This window comes from Shinella daejeonensis (assembly GCF_024281235.1).
GTDB lineage: Bacteria > Pseudomonadota > Alphaproteobacteria > Rhizobiales > Rhizobiaceae > Shinella > Shinella daejeonensis.
In genome coordinates this window covers 170,053-190,160 of sequence record NZ_JAHWXY010000005.1, presented here as the reverse complement: position 1 = coordinate 190,160, position 20,108 = coordinate 170,053, and the positions used below count along the sequence as shown (strand labels likewise).

The 20,108-nt window shown below is 62.0% G+C and carries 15 protein-coding genes and 1 riboswitch; of the genes, 12 read left to right on the top strand and 3 right to left on the bottom strand.

Annotated elements, in window-relative coordinates:
• The first annotated feature begins 249 nt into the window (after positions 1 to 249).
• Complete coding sequence (locus KYK29_RS14995) at positions 250 to 477, top strand: DUF4160 domain-containing protein (RefSeq protein ID WP_254691715.1); 228 nt, start codon at positions 250 to 252, stop codon at positions 475 to 477.
• Complete coding sequence (locus tag KYK29_RS14990; RefSeq protein ID WP_254691714.1) at positions 452 to 934, top strand: DUF2442 domain-containing protein; 483 nt, start codon at positions 452 to 454, stop codon at positions 932 to 934. The genes KYK29_RS14995 and KYK29_RS14990 overlap by 26 nt, the downstream gene beginning before the upstream one ends.
• Before the next feature lie 535 nt (positions 935 to 1,469).
• Here KYK29_RS14990 and KYK29_RS14985 read toward each other — a convergent pair.
• Positions 1,470 to 2,597, bottom strand: coding sequence for a ribonucleotide-diphosphate reductase subunit beta (locus KYK29_RS14985; protein WP_254691713.1), 1,128 nt, complete (start codon positions 2,595 to 2,597; stop codon positions 1,470 to 1,472).
• A 25-nt stretch (positions 2,598 to 2,622) separates the two neighbouring features.
• Positions 2,623 to 5,454 carry a ribonucleoside-diphosphate reductase subunit alpha gene (locus tag KYK29_RS14980; RefSeq protein ID WP_254691723.1) on the bottom strand — a complete coding sequence of 944 codons (2,832 nt, stop codon included), beginning with the start codon at positions 5,452 to 5,454 and terminating at the stop codon, positions 2,623 to 2,625.
• A 155-nt stretch (positions 5,455 to 5,609) separates the two neighbouring features.
• Positions 5,610 to 5,824: riboswitch (cobalamin riboswitch) on the bottom strand.
• A gap of 312 nt (positions 5,825 to 6,136) precedes the next feature.
• Between KYK29_RS14980 and hutW the strand changes: the two genes are divergently transcribed.
• From hutW to KYK29_RS14955, 5 genes are all read left to right on the top strand, one after another.
• Complete coding sequence (hutW, locus tag KYK29_RS14975) at positions 6,137 to 7,495, top strand: heme anaerobic degradation radical SAM methyltransferase ChuW/HutW (RefSeq protein ID WP_254691712.1); 1,359 nt, start codon at positions 6,137 to 6,139, stop codon at positions 7,493 to 7,495.
• A gap of 29 nt (positions 7,496 to 7,524) precedes the next feature.
• A complete protein-coding gene (hutX, locus tag KYK29_RS14970) occupies positions 7,525 to 8,058 on the top strand; it encodes a heme utilization cystosolic carrier protein HutX (RefSeq protein ID WP_254691711.1) in 534 nt (177 codons plus the stop codon).
• Positions 8,051 to 8,734, top strand: coding sequence for an SDR family oxidoreductase (locus KYK29_RS14965; protein ID WP_254691710.1), 684 nt, complete (start codon positions 8,051 to 8,053; stop codon positions 8,732 to 8,734). Before hutX ends, KYK29_RS14965 begins: the two co-directional genes overlap by 8 nt.
• Before the next feature lie 116 nt (positions 8,735 to 8,850).
• Positions 8,851 to 9,237, top strand: a complete 387-nt coding sequence (locus KYK29_RS14960; protein WP_254691709.1) for a hypothetical protein — start codon at positions 8,851 to 8,853, stop codon at positions 9,235 to 9,237.
• 41 nt (positions 9,238 to 9,278) lie between these two features.
• Positions 9,279 to 11,447, top strand: a complete 2,169-nt coding sequence (locus KYK29_RS14955; RefSeq protein WP_254691708.1) for a TonB-dependent receptor — start codon at positions 9,279 to 9,281, stop codon at positions 11,445 to 11,447.
• A gap of 102 nt (positions 11,448 to 11,549) precedes the next feature.
• On the opposite strand, the gene KYK29_RS14950 is transcribed toward KYK29_RS14955, so the two are convergent.
• On the bottom strand, positions 11,550 to 13,301 hold the full coding sequence (locus KYK29_RS14950) for a peptidase domain-containing ABC transporter (protein WP_254691707.1): 1,752 nt from the start codon (positions 13,299 to 13,301) through the stop codon (positions 11,550 to 11,552).
• 371 nt (positions 13,302 to 13,672) lie between these two features.
• Between KYK29_RS14950 and KYK29_RS14945 the strand changes: the two genes are divergently transcribed.
• From KYK29_RS14945 to KYK29_RS14925, 5 genes are all read left to right on the top strand, one after another.
• Entirely contained in the window at positions 13,673 to 15,994 is a 2,322-nt protein-coding gene (locus KYK29_RS14945) for a TonB-dependent receptor (RefSeq protein WP_254691706.1), read from the top strand.
• Positions 15,995 to 16,066: 72 nt separating this feature from the next.
• Positions 16,067 to 17,749, top strand: a complete 1,683-nt coding sequence (locus KYK29_RS14940) for an ABC transporter ATP-binding protein/permease (RefSeq protein ID WP_254691705.1) — start codon at positions 16,067 to 16,069, stop codon at positions 17,747 to 17,749.
• Positions 17,750 to 17,774: 25 nt separating this feature from the next.
• Positions 17,775 to 18,518, top strand: coding sequence for a ChuX/HutX family heme-like substrate-binding protein (locus KYK29_RS14935; protein ID WP_254691704.1), 744 nt, complete (start codon positions 17,775 to 17,777; stop codon positions 18,516 to 18,518).
• A gap of 4 nt (positions 18,519 to 18,522) precedes the next feature.
• A complete protein-coding gene (locus tag KYK29_RS14930) occupies positions 18,523 to 19,374 on the top strand; it encodes a ChaN family lipoprotein (RefSeq protein WP_254691703.1) in 852 nt (283 codons plus the stop codon).
• Positions 19,371 to 19,928, top strand: coding sequence for an invasion associated locus B family protein (locus tag KYK29_RS14925; protein ID WP_254691702.1), 558 nt, complete (start codon positions 19,371 to 19,373; stop codon positions 19,926 to 19,928). Before KYK29_RS14930 ends, KYK29_RS14925 begins: the two co-directional genes overlap by 4 nt.
• Positions 19,929 to 20,108 lie beyond the last annotated feature (180 nt).

The following is a 20,108-nucleotide window of genomic DNA, read 5'->3' as shown; positions in this document are numbered from 1 at the left end:
CCATGCTGGACGCACCAGCCATGGCCGCATAACTTAAGCCAAACGGTCTCCGGTAAAGCCGGGGCGGTTCAGTGGGCATTCCGCTCCCGGCCCCAAAGCGGTCATCGCAATTCAGGACATCAGAAATCGCATATTAGGTCTATCGGTTAGCCGTAGTTCCTCCAGACGAACGCAGACATCCAACGGATTCTACGCCTCTTGAAATAGTGCGCATTGTGCACTAATTGTACTCAGTCACAGGAGATCGGGATGCCCACGCTTGTCATGCTCGGAAATCTGAAAGTTCAGGTTTTCGCGGGCGACCACAACCCTCCCCATTTCCATGTCGTGTCACCGGATCGAGAAGCTTTGATCCGTATTGCAGATTTCGCAGTTATCGCCGGCGCATTGTCAGGCCGTGAATACAAGCTGGCGATCGAATGGGCATCGAACAACAAGGAGCGTCTGGAGCATGAGTGGTATCGCCTCAATCCCTGATATCGGTGATGATGACATCATCACAGCCGGCCCCGCTCTGCCGCGCCTTGCGTCTGCTGTTCCGCTTGAAGGTCGCAAGCTGCATGTCCGCTTTGAAGATGGCCGGGAAAAAACCGTGGATCTTGCACCCGCATTGGAAAGCAGACGCTTCTACAAGCCATTGCGCGGAGACGACACGCTGTTTCGTTCTTTCCGCATCAGCGAATATCGTAACGCGATTGAATGGAACGACGATCTCGATTTCTCCGCCGTCTGGCTCGAAGCTTTGCCGGACGCCGAGTTCTCAAACGAGGAGTTTCGCGCGGCGATGGACCGCATGGGCATGACGCTCGACGGAATGGCCGAGGCATTGGAGGTCTCGCGCCGCCTCATCGCCGATTATCGCAAGGACAAACGCATTCCTCGCCATATTGGCCTTGCGACCCGTTATCTTGTCGAACACACGCCGATCCAATGAACTATGCTGTATGAGTGGGACATTGCACAAAGCGCGGTACACGCATAAATTAGCACAAGACCAGCACATATCGAATTACATGCATAAAAATCAGTATTTTACGAGTATTTCTCCCAATTGAAAATCCGCGTGTCGGTGGTTCAAATCCGCCTCCGGGCACCATTCAATCTCAGGAAAACTCCATAACTTGCAAGTTCGGCGTCAACCATTGGCGTCAATCACGGTGCGGTCTCGAGTTCTCTACCGTTCGCCGGGTATGGCGCGGGCCGCCTTCCGGACACTGTGGCGGCCCGCCAGCTTTGGCATGCGCATGTGATAGTTTCGACATCGATCGAGAAAGTCCTTGAAGGTCTTTCAAGATCTCTGCCATCTCCGGGAATTTGTCAGGGCTGAAAGCGCCCTTGCCGTAGCCGTTTTCGTTGCCCCAATGGGGCGTGTTTGCGGAGTGCGCCCGAGGGGCGCACTCCAATAGGCGGTCGAACGTCATCGCCGATTGACAAGGGCGATTGGCAGGGGCGGTTGACAGGGGCGATTTTCAATCCCAGGAGAGCGCTCCGCCGTTCTGGTATTCGATGACGCGGGTTTCGAAGAAGTTCTTCTCCTTCTTCAGGTCCATCGCCTCGCTCATCCATGGGAACGGGTTTTCCGTTTCAGGAAAGACCGGAGCCAGGCCGATCTGGGCGCAGCGGCGGTTGGCGATGAAGTGCATGTACTGTTCGCAAAGCGCCGCGTTGAGGCCGAGGAAGCCGCGCGGCATCGTGTCCCGGCCATAGGCGGCTTCCAGTTCCGCTGCATCCAGGATCATCCCACGCACTTCGTCCTGGAACGTTTTCGTCCATAATTGCGGGTTCTCGATCTTGATCTGGTTGATGACGTCGATGCCGAAGTTCAGGTGAATGGATTCGTCGCGGAGTATGTATTGGTACTGCTCGGCAATACCGACCATCTTGTTGCGCCGGCCGAGCGACAGGATCTGCGCGAAACCGGTATAGAACCACATGCCCTCGAAGATGACATAAAAGGCGACGAGGTCGCGCAGAAACGCCTGGTCCGCTTCCGGCGTGCCGGTCCTGAAGTCCGGATCGTCCAGGCGCTGGGTATGCTTCAGCGCCCATGCCGCCTTGTCGGTGATCGAGGGCACCTCGCGGTACATGTTGAACAACTCGCCCTCGTCGAGGGCGAGGCTCTCGACGATATACTGGAAGGTGTGGGTGTGGATCGCCTCCTCGAAAGCCTGGCGCAGCAGGTACTGGCGGCATTCGGGGTTGGTGAGGTGACGGTAGATGGCAAGCACGATGTTGTTCGCCACGAGGCTCTCCGAGGCGGCGAAGAAGCCGAGATTGCGCTTGAGCGTGCGCCGCTCGTCTTCGGTCAGCCCGTCCTGCGACTTCCACAAGGCGATGTCGGCCTGCATGGAAACCTCGGTCGGCATCCAGTGATTGTTGCAGCCGGCGAGGTATTTCTCCCACGCCCAGCGATACTTCAGCGGCAGGAGCTGATTCACGTCGGCGCGGGCGTTGATCATGCGCTTGTCGTCGACCGAGACGCGTGCGGCGCCGCGGTCTATCTCGCCAAGGCCGGTGGTGGCGGCGGGCGCTGGTTCCGTCATGATCGCATTCCTGTCAACCGCGGGCCTGGATTTCGGTTCGGACCAGTCGAGCATCTGTCTGTCTCCTTGTTTTCGCTGCTCACTGGCAGGCTTCGCATTCAGGGTCGTCGATCGCGCAGGCCTTGACCCGCATCGCGTCCGGATTGATGGCAATGGGCCCGGCGGCCGCAACGCTCGCCGACACCGCGTTCAACTTTCCGTCGGTGCCTTTCAGCGTCGATTTCTCGACATGCGTGGCCGAGCGGGAGCGCAGATAGTAGGTCGTCTTCAGCCCCTTCCGCCATGCCAGGCGGTAAAGCGCGTCAAGCTTCCTGCCTGACGGATCGGCGATGTAGAGATTGAGGGACTGCGCCTGATCGATCCATTTCTGGCGACGCGAGGCGGCCTCGATCAGCCATGCGGCTTCGATCTCGAAAGCCGTCGCGTAGAGCGCCTTGAGGTCGTCGGGGATGCGGTCTATCTGGCCGATGGAGCCATCGAAATATTTCAGGTCCGACACCATCACCTCATCCCACAGGCCCCGGGCTTTCAGGTCGTGCACGAGGCGAGCGTTCGCCACCGTGAAATCGCCCGACATGTTCGATTTGACGAACAGGTTCTGGTAGGCCGGCTCGATCGACTGCGACACGCCGCAGATATTGGAAATGGTCGCCGTCGGTGCGATCGCCATGCAGTTGGAGTTGCGCATGCCGGTCTTCTTCACCCGCTTGCGCAGCGCTTCCCAATCGAGCGTGGAGCGGCTGTTCATTTCGACCCCTGGACGCGCATCCTCGAGCAGCTTGATGGAATCGACGGGCAGGATGCCCTTCGACCACAGCGAACCCTCGAAGCTCGGATAGCGGCCGCGCTCGGCGGCAAGCCCGACCGACGCCGAAATCGCATGATAGCTGATCGCCTCCATGCTTTCGTCCGCGAAGGCTACGGCAGCGTCCGACGCGTAGGGAATGCGGAGCGCTTGCAGGGCGTCCTGGAAGCCCATGATGCCGAGACCGACCGGGCGGTGCTGCAAGTTGGAGTGCCGCGTCTCCGGAATTGTATAGAAATTGATGTCGATGACGTTATCGAGCATCCGCATTGCCGTGCCGACCGTCCGCGCCAGCCGGTCGAGGTCCAGCTTCTTCTCGGTGACATGGTTTGGGAGGTTGACGGAGCCGAGGTTGCACACCGCCACCTCGTCTTTCGAGGTGTTCAGCGTGATCTCGGTGCACAGGTTCGAAGAATGCACGATGCCGACATGCCCCTGAGGCGAACGGATGTTGCACGGGTCCTTGAAGGTGATCCATGGATGCCCGGTCTCGAACAGCATGGTCAGCATCTTGCGCCACAGGTCGAGTGCCCTGACCTTCCGGAACACCTTGATCCCGCCGCCGGCGGCCTTGGCCTCATACGCCTCATAGGCCGCCTTGAACGCCACGCCATAAAGATCGTGCAGGTCGGGAACCTCGTCAGGCGAGAACAGTGTCCACTCGGCGTTCGCTTCGACGCGCTGCATGAACAGGTCGGGCACCCAGTTGGCGGTGTTCATGTCATGCGTGCGGCGGCGGTCGTCGCCGGTGTTCTTCCTGAGGTCGAGGAATTCCTCAATGTCGACGTGCCAGGTCTCCAGGTAGGCGCAGACCGCGCCCTTGCGTTTGCCGCCCTGATTGACGGCGATGGCCGTGTCGTTGGCCACCTTCAGGAACGGCACCACGCCCTGGCTCTCGCCGTTGGTGCCCTTGATGTGAGCCCCCAGACCGCGCACCGGGGTCCAGTCGTTGCCGAGGCCGCCCGAATATTTCGCAAGCAGGGCGTTGTCCCTGACCGCCTTGAAGATGCCGTCGAGGTCGTCGGCGACCGTGGTGAGGAAGCAGGATGACAGTTGCGGACGAAGCGTGCCCGAATTGAAGAGCGTCGGCGTCGAGGCCATGAAGTCGAAGGACGACAGGAGGTCGTAGAATTCGATGGCGCGCGCCTCGCGGTCGATCTCGCGGACCGCTAGCCCCATCGCCACCCGCATGAAGAAAGCCTGCGGCAACTCGAAGCGCTTTCCACGCGTATGCAGGAAATAGCGGTCATAGAGCGTCTGTAGGCCGAGATACTGGAAGCTCAGGTCGCGTTCCGGCTTCAGCGCGGCGCCCAGCCGTGCAAGGTCGAAGCGGCCGAGTTCGGGATCGATCAACTCGGCTTTGATGCCGACGCGCAGGAATTCGCGGAAATAGCTGGCGTAGCGCGCCGCCATTTCGGCCTGTGTCGCCTGCTCCGGTTGCCCGGCCACGAAGGTGAGGGCTTCCCGGCGCAGACGGTCGAGCAGCAGCCGCGCGGAGACGAAGGCATAGTTCGGTTCCTGCTCCACCAGCGTGCGCGCTGCCAGGATCGGCGCCAGCGACAGTTCGTCCAGGGAAAGACCGTCATAGAGGTTGCGGCGGGCCTCGGTCAGGATCGGCGCGGCGGATACGGCGTCCAGCCCGTCGCAGGCTTCCTCGACGATGCGGGCCAGCCGGTCCTCGTCGAGCGGCCTGAGCGACCCGTCCTCCATCGTGACATGCAGCAATGGCACGGAGCTTGCCACCGCCGCCTTTTCCGCAGCCCGTTCGCGTGCCCGCTCTTCGCGATAGAGCACATAGGCGCGGGCGACCTTGTGATGCTCGCCGCGCATCAGCGCGAGTTCAACCTGGTCCTGTACGTCCTCGATATGGAAGGTGCGGCCCTCGCCGACACGCCGGGTCAGCGCGGAAGCCACCTGCCCGGTGAGATCCGTTACCACGTCGTGGACACGCCGCGAACCGGCCGCCGCCGATCCCTCCACGGCGAGGAAAGCTTTCGTCAGCGCGATCGTGATCTTCATCGGATCGAACGGCGTTACCGCGCCGTTGCGCCGGATGATGCGGTAAGCCGGTTGCGTCGGCGCATGCCCGTTGTCGTCGGGAAGCATCGGAGCCTCATCGGCCCCCTCGGTGTGGAGTGCTATGGTCGTCTGCATCGTATCCCCGTGGCGTTGTGGACGGAGAGCGCGAGGCAACGCATGCCGGAAGCGCACGGCCCTGCCGCACGAGAGGCACGCGCACCACCGGGACACCCCGCCCGAGGTTCGTTCATGGCGTTACGGCAGGTCTCCTGGCTTACAGGTCGTCATCGCTATCCAGCCTTCCCGGTGCCTCGACACCAGTGGCGTTTCACGAGATAGCGACTCGCTGCTTACAGTTGCGGGGGCAGCGCCAGCATTCCCGGATTCGGGGCACTGGCTTCCCTCTTAGCTCCAGAGTCCGGACAGACTCAGAAGAACCGTGACCACAGCATATTGAACCGCACGCGATGCAAGCGTCAATATCTAGTTTCTCAATCCACATCCCGGGTGCTTGCGGTGGGGCTGAAAGGACGCGCTCGACAGCCTCCTTTTCCATTGCAGACGAGATCGTATGCCGTGTGTGCACGGGGTGATGAGCGCTTGTCCGAGAATGACAACGTCGCTTCCGCGGCCGGCTGGCCGGGGCCACGCCCTCCAAAAAACATGACAATAAAAGTCATCAATTTGATCTGGAGCAAACAACTCAAGTTTTTTTGCCTTAGGTTCGGCCTCCGCGACAGGTCTTATGGAAACGGAAGCACGGCAAAAAATGGCAGCACACGCGGACATGACGCGTTACTACGCGAACGATGCCGGCCCCGACCCCTTGAGCGACGCCTTTGCGCGCCGCACCGCCGTCATGCCGTTTCGCGGCAAGAAGCGGCTGCCCGCCGAAGAGATCGAGACGCGGTGGCGGGCAATCCTGTCGGCCCCGAGCTGGCCCGGCAAGCGGCTTGTCTATGTCCATATACCCTTCTGCGCCAATCACTGCCTGTTCTGCGGCTTCTATCGCAACGCCTATGTGCCGCAGACGGGCGCCGATTACGTCAAGCTCGTCATCGAGGAGATACGCCGCGAGGCGCGCGCGCCGGCCCTGCGCGACAATCCGGTCCATGCAGTCTACTTCGGCGGCGGAACACCGACCGCGCTTTCGGCAAGGGAGCTTTCCGATCTGCTGGCGACCGTCCGTGCAGAATTGCCGCTCGCTCCCGACTGCGAAATCACCGTCGAGGGCCGCATCATCCATTTCGATCCGGAAAAAATCGACGCCTGCCTCGAGGCCGGAGCGAATCGTTTCTCGATCGGCGTCCAGAGTTTCGACACCGAGGTGCGTCGGCGACAGGGCCGGCGGGCAAGCCGCGAGGAAGCCGTGCGCTTTCTCGAGGGTATCCGCGACCGCGACCGCGCCGCCCTGGTGATCGACCTCATCTATGGCCTGCCTGGCCAGACGCCCGAAGTCTGGCATCAGGATCTGGAGACGGCCGCCGCCCTCGCCCCCGACGGCATCGATCTCTACGGCCTTAATCTTATCCCCGGCACGCCCCTGTCCAAGGCGATTTCCGCCGGCAAGTTTCCCGCCGCCGCAGGGCTTGGCGATATCGGCGCGCTCTATCGCGCAGGAGCGGATTTCTTCCGCCGCCGCAATTGGCGTCAGCTCACGAACAACCACTGGGGGCGCACGACGCGCGAGCGCAATATCTACAATATGCTGATCAAGGAAGGCGCCGATTGCCTCGCCTTCGGCTCGGGCGCCGGCGGTTCGATCGGCCGCTACAGCTACGGCTTGACGAGCGATTTGCAACGCTATGGCGAGGACATGCACGCCGGCCGAAAGCCGATCGGCATGCTGAGCGCCAGCGACGCCATCCAGCCGCTGCGCGACAGGGTGACCGCCGGCTTCGAGGTCGGGCATCTCGATCTTGCCGGGTTGGAGAAGGCCGCCGGCGGGGCGATCGCGTCCGGTCTGTTCACGCCGTTGCTGGCGCAATGGCGGCAAGCCGGTCTTCTCACGCTTGAGGACGAGACCATCGAACTCACCGTGGCGGGCCGCTTCTGGTACGCCAACCTGATTTCCGCCTTCCACGAAATCCTCCAGACGCAACTGTGTCCCACCGACAACGCCGCCTGACATAACAATCCATTGAACGGAGTATCGCCATGCAGACCCTCAACCATGCGGAAAAGATCGAACGCATCCGACAGGCCATCGCCGAGAAGCCGGACGGCATCCTCGAGGCGCTTGCGACGGAATATGACGTGCCGGTGCAGACGGTGATCGAATGCGTGCCGGCCGGCGGCGCTGCTCGTATCGACGGGCGGCATTTCGTCGACGTTCTGACCGACATCGCCGACTGGGGCGACATCACCTTCATTTGCCACTCGAAGGACGCCGTCGTGGAGTTTTCCGGCCCGCTGCCCAAGGGCAGGATCGGCCACGGCATGTACAATCTGCAAGGCGGCGGCCAGGGCCTTTCCGGCCATCTGCGGCACGAGAACTGCAAGTCGATCTTCCTCGTTCGCCGTCCCTTCATGGGCGTCGATACGCTGTCGGTGCAGTTCTTCAATGCCGATGGCGAAACGATCTTCAAGATCTATGTCGGCCGCGATGAACAGCGCCGACTGAAGCAGGACCAGATTGACCGTTTCAACCGGCTGGAAACCCGCTTCGCCGAAAGCGCCGGCCATGCCTGACAGGGGGACGCTGCTCATTTTCGGCGCGACCCGGGGCGTCGGGTTGGAACTCGCCCGCCATGCCCGTGCGCAGGGCCGCGCAGTCACGGCTTTCGTGCGGCCCGGCTCCACCGTCGAGGCTCTTCAGGCGATCGGTGCGACCCTCCTGCGCGGCGATGCGCTTTCGTCCGAGGACGTCGCGCGCGCGATCGCCGGCACGCCAGGCGACATCGATATCGTCTCGACGCTCGGCGGACGGGCGCAGGACGGTCGCCGCGCCGACGACGAAGGCAATATCAACGTCGTCAGGGCGGCCGTCGACAGTGGCCGCACGCGCCGCGTCGTGCTCATCACCTCGATCGGTTGCGGCGAGATGGCGCCTTTCCGCTCGGCGCGCGCTATCTCCGCCTTCGGAGCGGCCGTTGACGCCAAGACCCGGGCGGAGGACACCTTGCGCCGAAGCGGCCTCGACTGGACGATCCTTCGGCCGGGGGGCCTGATTTCCGAGCCGGCAACCGGTGAGGCGATCCTGTCGACGGATCCTGAAATGCACGGCGTCGTCCACCGCGAGGATGTCGCCCTGATGACGCTGCGCACGCTTCGGGATCCGGCAACCGTCGGCCATGCCTTCGCCATCGTCGATTCCGGACGAATGCAATGCGCCAATCCGGTCCAGCCGTTCCCTCTGTCTGCATAGGGCCTTTTGCGGTGGATCCGGAAATATCCACCAAATCCCCTATCTCGTTGGTTTTATTGAATTCCAGATATGAATGCGCTGTTCACGCCTGCTGGAATTGCCGCTAGGAGCACCCTATGAACGCCACCGTCGTCATGATCATCCTGACCATGCTTCCCAATGGGGATATTTCCTCCAGCTTCGTCAATATCGACACGCAGGAGGAATGTATCGAGCGGTTGGAGCGCATTCGCCCGATTCTGGAAAGCAGCGAGAGTACCGAGACCCGGGAGGCCGGGTGCTTCCGTAGCGCTGCCGAATTCACCTACTTCGATCACGACCCGCCGAAGGACGCGCAGCGCCACGACCTGCTGGTCAGCCTCGACGGGGAGCAGGCGAGCGTCAGCAGGCAGCAAAACGCCGAGGACTGCCGCCAGGCGCTGGAGCGTTTGCCGCCGCCGGAGGCCGGGCAGAGACATTACTGCACGACATCGACACAAGACATGACCGAAAGCGGCGAGTAGCGGCTCGATCAGGGCAATCGCCGCAGTAACGGAGAGGGTAAATGACAACATATTCCATCGCGATCCGCGAGGGATGGCCGATGTGCGCGTGGCGCAGGCTGTCGATCGCGCTTCTGCTTTCCACCGCGCCTTCCGGCCTTTTCCCGGCGCTGGCGCAGGAGATCGGCAATGTCGACGGGGGGACATGGCTCGATACGGTCACCGTCGTCGGCACGCGCACGGAGCTTGCCATCAAGGACAATCCGCGCTCCGTGGCGGTGATCGATGAAAAGGAAATCGAACGCCGCCCGGCCGACAGCATCGCCGAACTCCTGCGCGATGTGCCCGGCGTCGAAGTGGCGGACGAATCGATTGCCGGCATGAAGCGGCTGCGTATCCGCGGCGAAAGCTCGCGGCGCGTGACGATCCTCGTCGACGGACAGGAGATCACCGATCACAGCACCTACGGTACGCCGCTGCTGATCGATCCGGCCGCTGTCGAACGCATCGAAGTGGTCAAGGGACCGTCCTCGGTGCTTTACGGCGCCAAGGCGATCGGCGGCGTCGTCAACATCGTGACGAAGAAGGGCGCCGACAAGCCGATCCAGATCGAAGCCGGCGGCACCTATTCCTCCGGCTCGCGCGGCTGGCAGGGCTGGACGGCGGCGTCCGGCAGCAAGGATGGCTTCGACTATCGCTTTTCGGTTTCGGCCGACGACCACAAGAACCGCCGTGTCGCCAAGGGGATTTACTCGGCGACGGGCGAACTCGACCACACCACCTTCAACAACCGCAACATCTACGGGCATCTCGGCTATCGCTTCGGCGACAGCGATAATCATTACCTGGCATTGAAATTCGAGCAGCACGAGTTGGAAAGCGAGGGGCGGCCGACCGCCCTGCCACCCAATACGCAGAAATTCCTGATCGACCTGCCGAAGCGTGACCGCCGCAAGGTCGGCCTTTACTATGACGGCGACGACATCAGCGAGACCGTCCGGAAGATCCACGTCGACCTCTACTATCAGACGATCGATCGGCTTTTCCGAAATGAGCTTCTGGCTTCGCCCATGCCCATCATCACGGTCGATTCCACCTCGACTTCGGACGACCGCATCACGAACTACGGGATGAACACGCAGGTCGATCTCGATCTTCTGGAAAACCACAAGACGATCGTCGGCGCACAGTATCTTTCCGATAGTCTGACCACCCGGAAAACCTCACGGACGGTCACCACCATCCGGCCGAACCCGCCGCCCCCGCCGCTGATCCGGAACAGTTACGACAAGGCCCATATCGACACTTTCTCGCTCTATGCCCAGGACGAATGGAGCCTCACCGACGATCTGACGCTGATCTCCGGCCTGCGGCTCAGCCATATCCGTACCGAACTGGACAGGACCACGGAGGCTGCCCGCGCCGGCTGGGAGGGAGAGAACGACACGCAGCTTCTTTCCTCGCTCGGCATCACCTGGCGTCCTTTCGATCCGCTGACCCTTCGGGCCGGCTATTCGGAAGGCTATATCACGCCGACGCTGCTGCAACTCTTCAGCACCTCGACGGCCGGCGGTCAGACGATCTACGGCAATCCGGCGCTTGATTCCGAGACGGCCCGCAACTTCGAGATCGGCGCGCGCTATGAGGACAACGGCCTGACATTCGACGCCGGCGCCTTCTACACCCGGGCGAAGAACTATATTGCCACGGCGCCTTGCACGGGCATGGGCGCACCCGTCGGCTCCTGCCTGGGCGCAGGCTCCTCGGTCTATGTCAACGCCGACCGGGCGACGACCTTCGGCCTCGAGCTACTGGCCGAATACGAGTTCGGCAACAGCGGCTTTGCGCCCTATGTCAGCGGAGCATGGATCCGCCGCGAACTGGATTATGCCACCTTCTCCACCTATAACAGCGACACGCCGGCGCTGTCCGGCCGCATCGGCCTGCGCTACGAGGGCGACTGGCACGATACGCCGGTCTGGGCGGACGTCTTCGTGCGCGGTGCGGTCGCCAACAAGCAGACCTCGCTGGACAATGGCCGTCTCGTCACCGAGAAACTTCCCGGCTGGGGAACGCTCAACCTGGCGTTCGGCGGCAGCTACGGCGAGAATGACCGCCTCAGCTTCTCATTGAACTTCAACAACATCCTGAACAAGGAATATCGCGCAACATTCGGCGAACTGCCGGGTACCGGCCGCAGCATCGAGGTGACGGCGCGGGTCAAGTTCTGATCCGGGCCTCAGGCGACACGGGCGGGCGGGGACCCTTTGCAAGGCGGCCCCGCCCGTAATCCTTTCCCAATGACACTCCTCGACAACAGTCCGGCCGCCCGATCATGCCCGCACATAGTCACGCCAGAGCGACTTGTAGGGATCACAGCTTTCCAGCAGCCAATCATGGCTCCCGGTTCCTGCGACTGTGCCCTCGTCAAGCACGACGATCATATCGGCCGCGCGCGCCGAAAACAGGTGATGGGTCACAAGGATGACAAGGCGATCCCGGCCCATGGCCAGCATCCTGCGTTCGAGCGCCAGGGCCTGTTCCGCGTCGAGCGCCGAGGTCGGCTCGTCGAAAACCGCGACTTCGGGCTTGCGCGAAACGGCCCGCGAGATGGCCAGCCGCTGACGCTGGCCACCCGAAAGGTTCTGGGCCGCAGGAAGCAGTTCCGTATCCAGGCCGCCGGGCAGATTGTCGACGAACGTTTCGGCCGAGGAAAACTGCAACGCTGTCCTGATCTCCTCTTCCGTCAGACGATGTGCGACCGCGGCCTGGATATTGTCGCGAATGGTACCGGAAAACAGCGAGGTTTCCTGATCCACGACACCGAACCTGTGGCGTAACCATCTCGGCGCGCAGGAGCGGACGTCGACCCCGCCGATCGTCACCCGTCCTTCATAACTGCGCTCAAGGCCGATCACCGCTCGCAACAGGCTCGATTTTCCCGAACCGTTGCGGCCGACGATCGCGACGACGCCGGTCGGCGGCAGGCTCAGGGAAATATCCTTCAAGGCGGGACGCCCCGTGCCGGGATATACCAGCGTCAACCCTTCGATCGAAACGGCGCCGAGATGGGGGGGCCTATGGGGCGGCGCGCGGTTGGCGCGCTCCGGCTCGCGTTTGAGAAATGCCGCAAGCGCGGCAACGGTGGTGCTGACGGAATGGAACTGGATGAGAATGCCGGCGCTCGTGAGCATCGGCATGACCGCCCTGGTGATGAGCAACTGAAGCGCCAGCAGTCCGCCGATGGTCAGGTCGCCGTTCAGGATACGCAGACAGCCGACCAGTACGACGAGCAACGTCAGGATTTCCGTCAGCAGGCCCAGCGTGAACGTATACGAATGCGACAGGTTGAGAATGCGCCAGCGCGCGGCGATAGCCTCGGAAGACCTGGTCATCCACCGCCGGATGAAAAAATGCTCGACGGCGTTGGATTTTATGGCCCGCAGGTTGTTGACGGTCTCGGAGGTGGCGCCTTGCAGGACGCTGTTCAGCCTGAAACTCGCACGGCTCGCCTCGCCGAGCTGCGCATTGGTATTTCGGGCAAACAGGGCGAATACCGCCGCGACCGCAGCCGCCAGCAGACAGATAAGGTAGTCATAATAAACGGCGACGGCGAAGGAGACGACCGCACCTATGATCGTGAAGAGGAAGTTGGGCGCCGCCGATAACACGAATGTCGCCACACGCTGGGATTCATTGAGCAGGTTGATCGAATTACCGGTCGCGGCAGCGGATCCCTCGAAAGGGATCCGCATCATCCGGATATAGATGCGCTTCGACAGTCGTGCGGTCAGCCGCGCCTCGAGATCGTTCGTGATCCTGTTCTGCCAGCGCGCGCCAAGATGCCGGACCGCGGCGGCGAGAATCGCAATGCCTGCAAAAACCACCGCGGCCCGGCCATCCTTGCCCACCATGACGCTGTCGATGATCTTCTGTGAGAGGATCGGCACGGTTATCGAAAGCCCGATGCCCGCAAGCGACAGGAATATGGCCAATGCAAAACGGCCACGATGGATGAACAGCATGCGCAGGACCGTCGGCCAGCCGCCGAGTTGAAGGGAAGCCATCGTTTTACGCAGGTGCATCTTCTATCGCTATCAGCCGAGGGAGGTGGGCGAGTGCTATTCCATCGGCCGGGGCCTGTCAAATAACATGATGATAATACTCATGTTATTTCATGGTGGCCTGAAAAACCGGGGAATGATGTCGTCCGGCTGTCAGATCGACAGACGCAGGCAGCGGGCGGAAATGGCGGCGGGATAACGCTCAATGCTGAATTGAAATTCCTACGGCGAAATTACCCTTTTGAGTCGATGAAACTAAAGTCCAGTCTTTTCAGCGGCATAACGGCCTGAAAAAATATGACTATTTTTATCAAGTTCAATCTTGATTCTTTTAGTCATGTTTATTAGGCCTGCAGCGCACCACGTCGAACGTGGTTGAAAAGGGGTGGGCCATGATTGAAAATGTCTCCGTCGCGCGCCGCGCGTCATTCCGCCGTCGTGCGGGTCTTCTTGCTGCCGGGGTTGCCTCGGTCAGCCTCGCAATGCCGCTTTCCGCACAGTCGCAAGACAATGATGCCGGCCTTACGCAAGCCCAGGCGACCGTTCTCGAAGAGATCGTCGTCCTGTCGACGCGCCGTGCGAAGAAGCCTCTCGACATTCCGCAGTCGATCTCGGTGATAGATCGCCAGCAACTGGACGATTATAACGTCCGGGACATCCAGGATCTCGTCCGGCGCGAGCCCGGCATCGCCGTCAACCGCCAGACGTCCATCACCAACCCCTGGGGCCAGCTTACGTCCTTCTCCATCCGCGGGATGGGCGGAAACCGCGTTCAGCTGTCCGTCGACGGCTCGCGTGTCCAGGAGCAGATCACCGACGGCAGCCGCGACTTCTTCGACATGAGCAACATGAAGGCCGTCGAGATCGTCCGGGGGCCGAACTCCGTGCTCTGGGGCGCTGATGCGCTGGGCGGCGCGGTGATGTTCCGGACCCGCGATCCCTCCGATCTTCTGGCCGGCAGCGACAAGCCCTGGGCCCTGGAGACGAAGACCGGCTATGACAGCTTCGATCGCAGCTGGCGCAAGCAGGTGACTGCCGCCTATGATTTCGGCGACGTCCAGGTGCTGGGCAGCTACGGCCACGTATCCTCCAGCGAGCCGCGCCTGCGCAATGCCCGGGCCGACGGCGGCATCTGGGGTTGCACGCGTCCCTACATCGGCTGCAACGTGATCTTCCCCGCCGATACCGACGTCAACAACGCCCTGGCCAAGGTTGTCTGGACCCCGGATGGCGAGCACACCGTCAAACTGACGGGCGAGCTGTTCGGCCGCGATACGAGCATCCTGCAACTCTACGACATGAGCGAGGTGACGACCGGCATTCCGACGACGACAGGCTATCTGAACGATCCCTATATCCGCGATCTCGAAATGAGCCGCAAGCGCATCGCGCTGGAGCATAACTGGGATGTCGGCGCAAACTGGCTGGACACGCTCAACTGGCGTCTGTCCTACTCGCCGCAAAGCCGGGAAACCGATAGCAACCAGCGTCGCCGTTATTCCGACCGCTACCAGCTGCACAATCAGTACCGCAACTACAGCGAGGACTTCTTCGAGGCCGACGTCCAGCTCCAGTCGTCGTTCGATCTTGGCTCGACGCATCACACGCTGATCTACGGCTTCGACGGCGACCGCACTGAGGGCGACTACGCAGGCATCAACACGACCTACAATTCGCTCACGGATACCACGACCACCGCGATCAATCAGGGCTTCAGTTTTCCGCGGGTCACGACCCAGCGCGCGGACTTCTACATCCAGGACGAGATCGAACTTCTCGACGGCAGGCTGACGCTCACGCCGGGTCTGCGTTTCGCGCACTATTCGATCGACCCGACCGAAGACAAGAGCTATCCCGGCCTGCCGGGCTTCCCGCCGCAAAAGCAGACCCATAACGAACTGATCAAGCGTTTCAGCGCGATCTACAAGTTCGACGATACCTATTCGGCCTATGCCGCCTATGGCGAAGGCTTCAAGATGCCGACTTCGGCGCAGCTCTTCCAGTCCAGCACGGATCTGTTCACGGGTTCCGCGATCATTCCGAATCCGGCGCTTCGTCCGGAGTCCGTCCAGAACTACGAGGTCGGCTTCCGCGGCGAGCTTGACAGGGGCTATTTCACCGTCGGCGCCTTCTATGCGGAATACACGGATTTCATCCGCGGCTTCCATCCCGTCACGATCATCGATCCGACAGGCGTACCGGTAACGGCCTATACGTCCAGCAACGTCGAGGACGTCCGTTTCTGGGGCATCGAGATCGGCGGCGAATACGAGGTCATGGAGAATACCACCGCCTCGGCGAACATCGCCTGGAGCCGCGGCCGGCAGAAGGTGAATGCCGGTGCCGCAACGACCGCCTTCGACGGCGCCATCCCGCTGGTCGCCGTGCTGGGGCTGAGGCATGAAATGCCGGACTACGGCCTTCAGTTCGAACTGTTCACCACCCTTGCCTCGGGCCGCACGGAAAACGCCAGCGCAACCGCCTTCCTGCCCTCGGGTTACGCGCTGTTCGATGCCTATGCCAAATGGTCGCCCCGCAAGGACTTCGAACTCACGGTCGGCATCGAGAATATTTTCGATCGCCGCTACTTCCCGAACTCGCTGACGGGTTACGAGCGCACGCCGGCCTCCACCGCCGTCGCCAACGTCAACCCCCTCGAGCTTCAGACCGGAGCGGGCCGCACCTTCAAGATCGGCGCAACCGTGAAGTTCTGAGACATACAGACCGGTCGGGGTGGCTGATCGCCGCTCCGGCCGGCCTGCACCGGGCAGAAAGAAACAACTCGCATGCCGAATGTATTCAGGCAAATTCTAAGGCTCATGCGCCTGTGCGTTCACGCACCGGGCAGCAAGATCAGCCTGCTGCTTTTCGCCGTCGTGATCGCGCTCAACCTCGGCAGTGTCTACGCGACGCTCCGCATCGTGCAATGGACCGGCGAATTCTATTCTGCCGTCGAGAAAGTCGACGGCAGGGAGGCCTTGCGGCAGATCGGCATATTCGTGCTGATCGTCGGGCTTAATTCCGTAAGGCACCTTATCGGCGGATATCTCAGAAAAGTGCTTGAAATCCGCTGGCGCCGGAATCTGACGGATGCCGCGATCGATTGCTGGACGCGGGGGAAAGCCTATTGGCACCTCGCCCACTCGCAACAGGCCATCGATAACCCCGACCAGCGGATCGCGGAAGATTGCCGCCTCTTCGTGCGGGGGCTTCTCGGTGAGGCGCTGGACCTTATCCAGCGTGTGGTGGGGCTGTTTTCCTATCTCACCCTGCTTTGGGGTCTTTCCGATTTCCCGCTGAGCTTTTCGATCGGCGGCCTGTCGGTCAATATTCCCCATTATATGGTCTGGGCCGCATTCCTCTATGTCGCGCTTTCCAGCGGCATCACCCATCTTCTGGGCCGCCCGCTGAAAGGTCTCTTCGTGGAGCAGCAACGCCGCGAGGCAAGCTTTCGCTACGCCATGGCGCGCTGGCGCACGGCGTTCGATGAAGTTGCCCTGACCAACGGCGAGGAAGCCGAAAAGCGCAACTTCCGGGATCGTTTCGACAGCGTCGTGGCAAACTGGCACAAGCTGATCCGCCGCGAATTGATCCTCGGTACGTTCACCTATCCATTCCAGCATTCGGTGCTGCGCATTCCGTTGTTCGTGGCCCTGCCGGGGTATTTTGCCGGACATGTCGCCTTTGGCGGGTTGATGCAGCTTGCCACGGCCTTCTCCAGCGTCGTCACGACGCTTTCCTGGTTCATCTTCTCTTATCGCGACCTTGCCGATCTGGTCGCCACATCGGCGCGGCTCGATACATTCATCGAAAGCGCGAAATCGGCAGCAGGTCGCCCCTCCAGCTATGCATACCGCAAGACCGGCGATGCGACACGGCTGCGGGAGCTGCGTCTGGACGCGCCGGACGGCCGACGGCTGCTCGATATCGATGACGCCGTCATCCGGCCGGGTGAGATCGTCTGGCTCCGGGGTGTTTCCGGCCTTGGCAAGACGACGCTCGTCAAGGCGCTGGCCGGATTCTGGCCGCACGGCAGCGGGATCATCGAGCGCGCTGATGGCGAATGGATGTTCCTGCCGCAAAAGCCGTGGGTTCCTGCCGGCACGCTGCTGGAAGCGGCGGCCTATCCGATGACGGTCGACGCTCTGGGCGCGGAGGCCGTCCGGCAGGCGATTTGCGACGTCGGGCTCGGCCTGAGGATCGACGCATCCGCAGACGGCCTGTCCGGCGGCGAAATGCAGCGCCTCGCCTTCGCCCGTCTTCTTCTGCACAAACCCGATTGGGCAGTGCTCGACGAAGCGACCAGCGCGCTGGATGCCGCGGCGGAGCGCCATCTCCTGTCGCTGCTTCGCCAGCGGCTGCCGCTAACGGCTTTCCTCATCATCGCGCATCGCGAACCCGCGGCCATGGCGCCGAAACGGATCGTCGATCTCAATCCACCCGATGCGGCTGTCGCCGCACTTGCCTGAAACCCGACTTGTTCTGGAGATACCCATGACGGAAAAATCCCTTCCCGCCCGCTACACCATCAAGGCGGATGCCGAAACGGTGTTTCGGCTTCTGCCGGAGATCGGCAAGCTGATGATCATCGGCAAGACCGACGACGTCACGCACGAACGCATCGGCCCCGTCGAATATGTCGAGCGTCAGGGTGATGCGCTGGCTTGTCGCGGCGCGGCCCATGACAGTCTGATCCGGATTAAAGACATTGCGACGATCGTCGCGGACACCACCAGCGTGATGCGCGATCAGGTCTATCCGCGGATCGACTTCAATGACGTCGACGGCCGGGCGGTCGTCAGCGTTGTCGGCTTCGGCGGTCTGGAGCCCTTCGAAAAGGCGCTTGCCGGGCTTTCCCTCGAGACCTTGCCGGCGAATGACAAGGCTGCGGAACGCAAGCAGCGCCCGGAGGTCGCCGACGACGATCCCGGCCGCCTGCCGCTCGAAGCGGCGCTCGCCTCGGGGCAGCCTATCGGCATCGCTTTCGAGAAGAGCGGCTTTTCCCAGCGCTGGACGGGCGTGGTGCCGAAAGTCAGCCTCGCGATGGGTTTCATCAATGTGATGGACGGTGATTTCCATCTGCATCTACCCGGCGGCTCCGTTGCAAGCTGGGTGTCCCGTACCGTGGAAGGCCGGACGGAACTGACCGCGCTTGGCAAGGACGGCAAGGGGATCGGACTGACACTTCATGCCGACGACGGTGCGATCTTCACACACGCCGGCGAGGGAGCGGAATAGTTTCATGACTGTCACAATTGCGCATAAGCCCGGCACCTGGCTCGATCCGCAGACCGGAACGGAACTTCCCCATGGAGAACTCATCGCCCGCATGGGCGGCAAGCGTGCCGTCCTTCTCGGCGAGACGCATGACCGCTACGACATTCACCGCTGGCAACTCCATGTGGCGGCCGGTCTTATGGCGACGGGCCGGCGTCTCGTCATGGGATTTGAGATGTTTCCCCGCCGTGTGCAGCCGGCCCTGGATGCCTGGATTGCGGGCGATCTCGATACGGAAGACTTCCTCGAACAGTCGGAATGGAAGACCGTCTGGGGGTTCACGCCGGAACTATACCTTCCGCTCTTCCACTTCTGCCGCCAGTTCCGCATTCCGATGAAGGCTCTCAACTGCCGTCGGCCGCTTGTCACCGAAGTCGGCAAATTCGGCTGGGATGCGATTGCGGAAGAAGACCGCGATGGCCTGACGCCTGCAAGAAGCGCCACGCCCGCCTACCGGAAATATCTGTTCGACCTGACGGGCGGCGGTAATCCCGCCCGCAAGGCGACAAGCTCCGACAGTCCGGATTTCGATCGCTTCGTGCGGGCCCAGCAGACCTGGGACCGCGCCTTCGCCTGCAACATCAAGGAGGTTCTGGCCGAAACGCCGGATGCGCTCGTCATCGGCATTATCGGCCGCGGGCATCTCGAATTCGGCCATGGGACGCCGTTCCAACTGGCCGATCTCGGTGTTGCGGAGGTGTCGGTGTTGCTACCGTCCGACAGCGAAACGTTCGACGGCGGGCGATCGGCGGGTATCGCGGATGCGCTTTTTCGTCTCGATACCCATGACAGGGCTCCAGAAAGGAACACCGCGTGACACGGCCATCTTCCCACCTGCTTCAGGCGGTTGCATTCTTCTGCATCGCCCTTGGCGTCTCCCATCCCGCGCATGCCCAGACGGAAAGCTCCACCGCGTTGCCGGGCGGGGCTTCCTCGGTTCAGGAAAGCCATGGCGACTGGACCGTTTCCTGCCGCATCGTCGAAGCCCGGAAATCCTGCATGCTCCTTCAGGCCCTCGCCCGCAGCACGGGAGAAACCGTGCTCAGCCTGGAGCTGGTTCCGGTCAGTGAAACGCAGGCGGAAGGCATCCTGCTTTCACCCTTCGGACTGAAGCTTGCCGATGGTGTCAGGCTTTCGGTGGACGGCACGCCATTTTCAACGCCGTTCCCGTTCATGACCTGCGTCGAGGCGGGATGCATCGTGCCGGTGGAATTCCGGGCTGAGCAGCTCGACCGTCTCAAAAACGGGAAGGAGGCGCTCGTTTCAGCCGCTAACGCCAGCAGCGGCGCCGCTGTCGAGCTGAAGCTCTCCCTCGCAGGCTTCACGACGGCCTTTGTTCGCGCGCGCGAGCTTCTGGCCTTGAAGGACTGATCCGGCACGCATCCCGGCAACGGTTTGGTCGCGGTTCCGGCGATTGCCGTCAACACGCCGGATGCCACGAGCGCGCGGGCGACGTAATGCGCTGCATTGACGCCCATGAGATCGGCCGCGCCGCCGTCGTGAGCCATTTCGGCAAAGCCTTCCGCGCCGAAAAAGCCGTGCCGCCTGCCC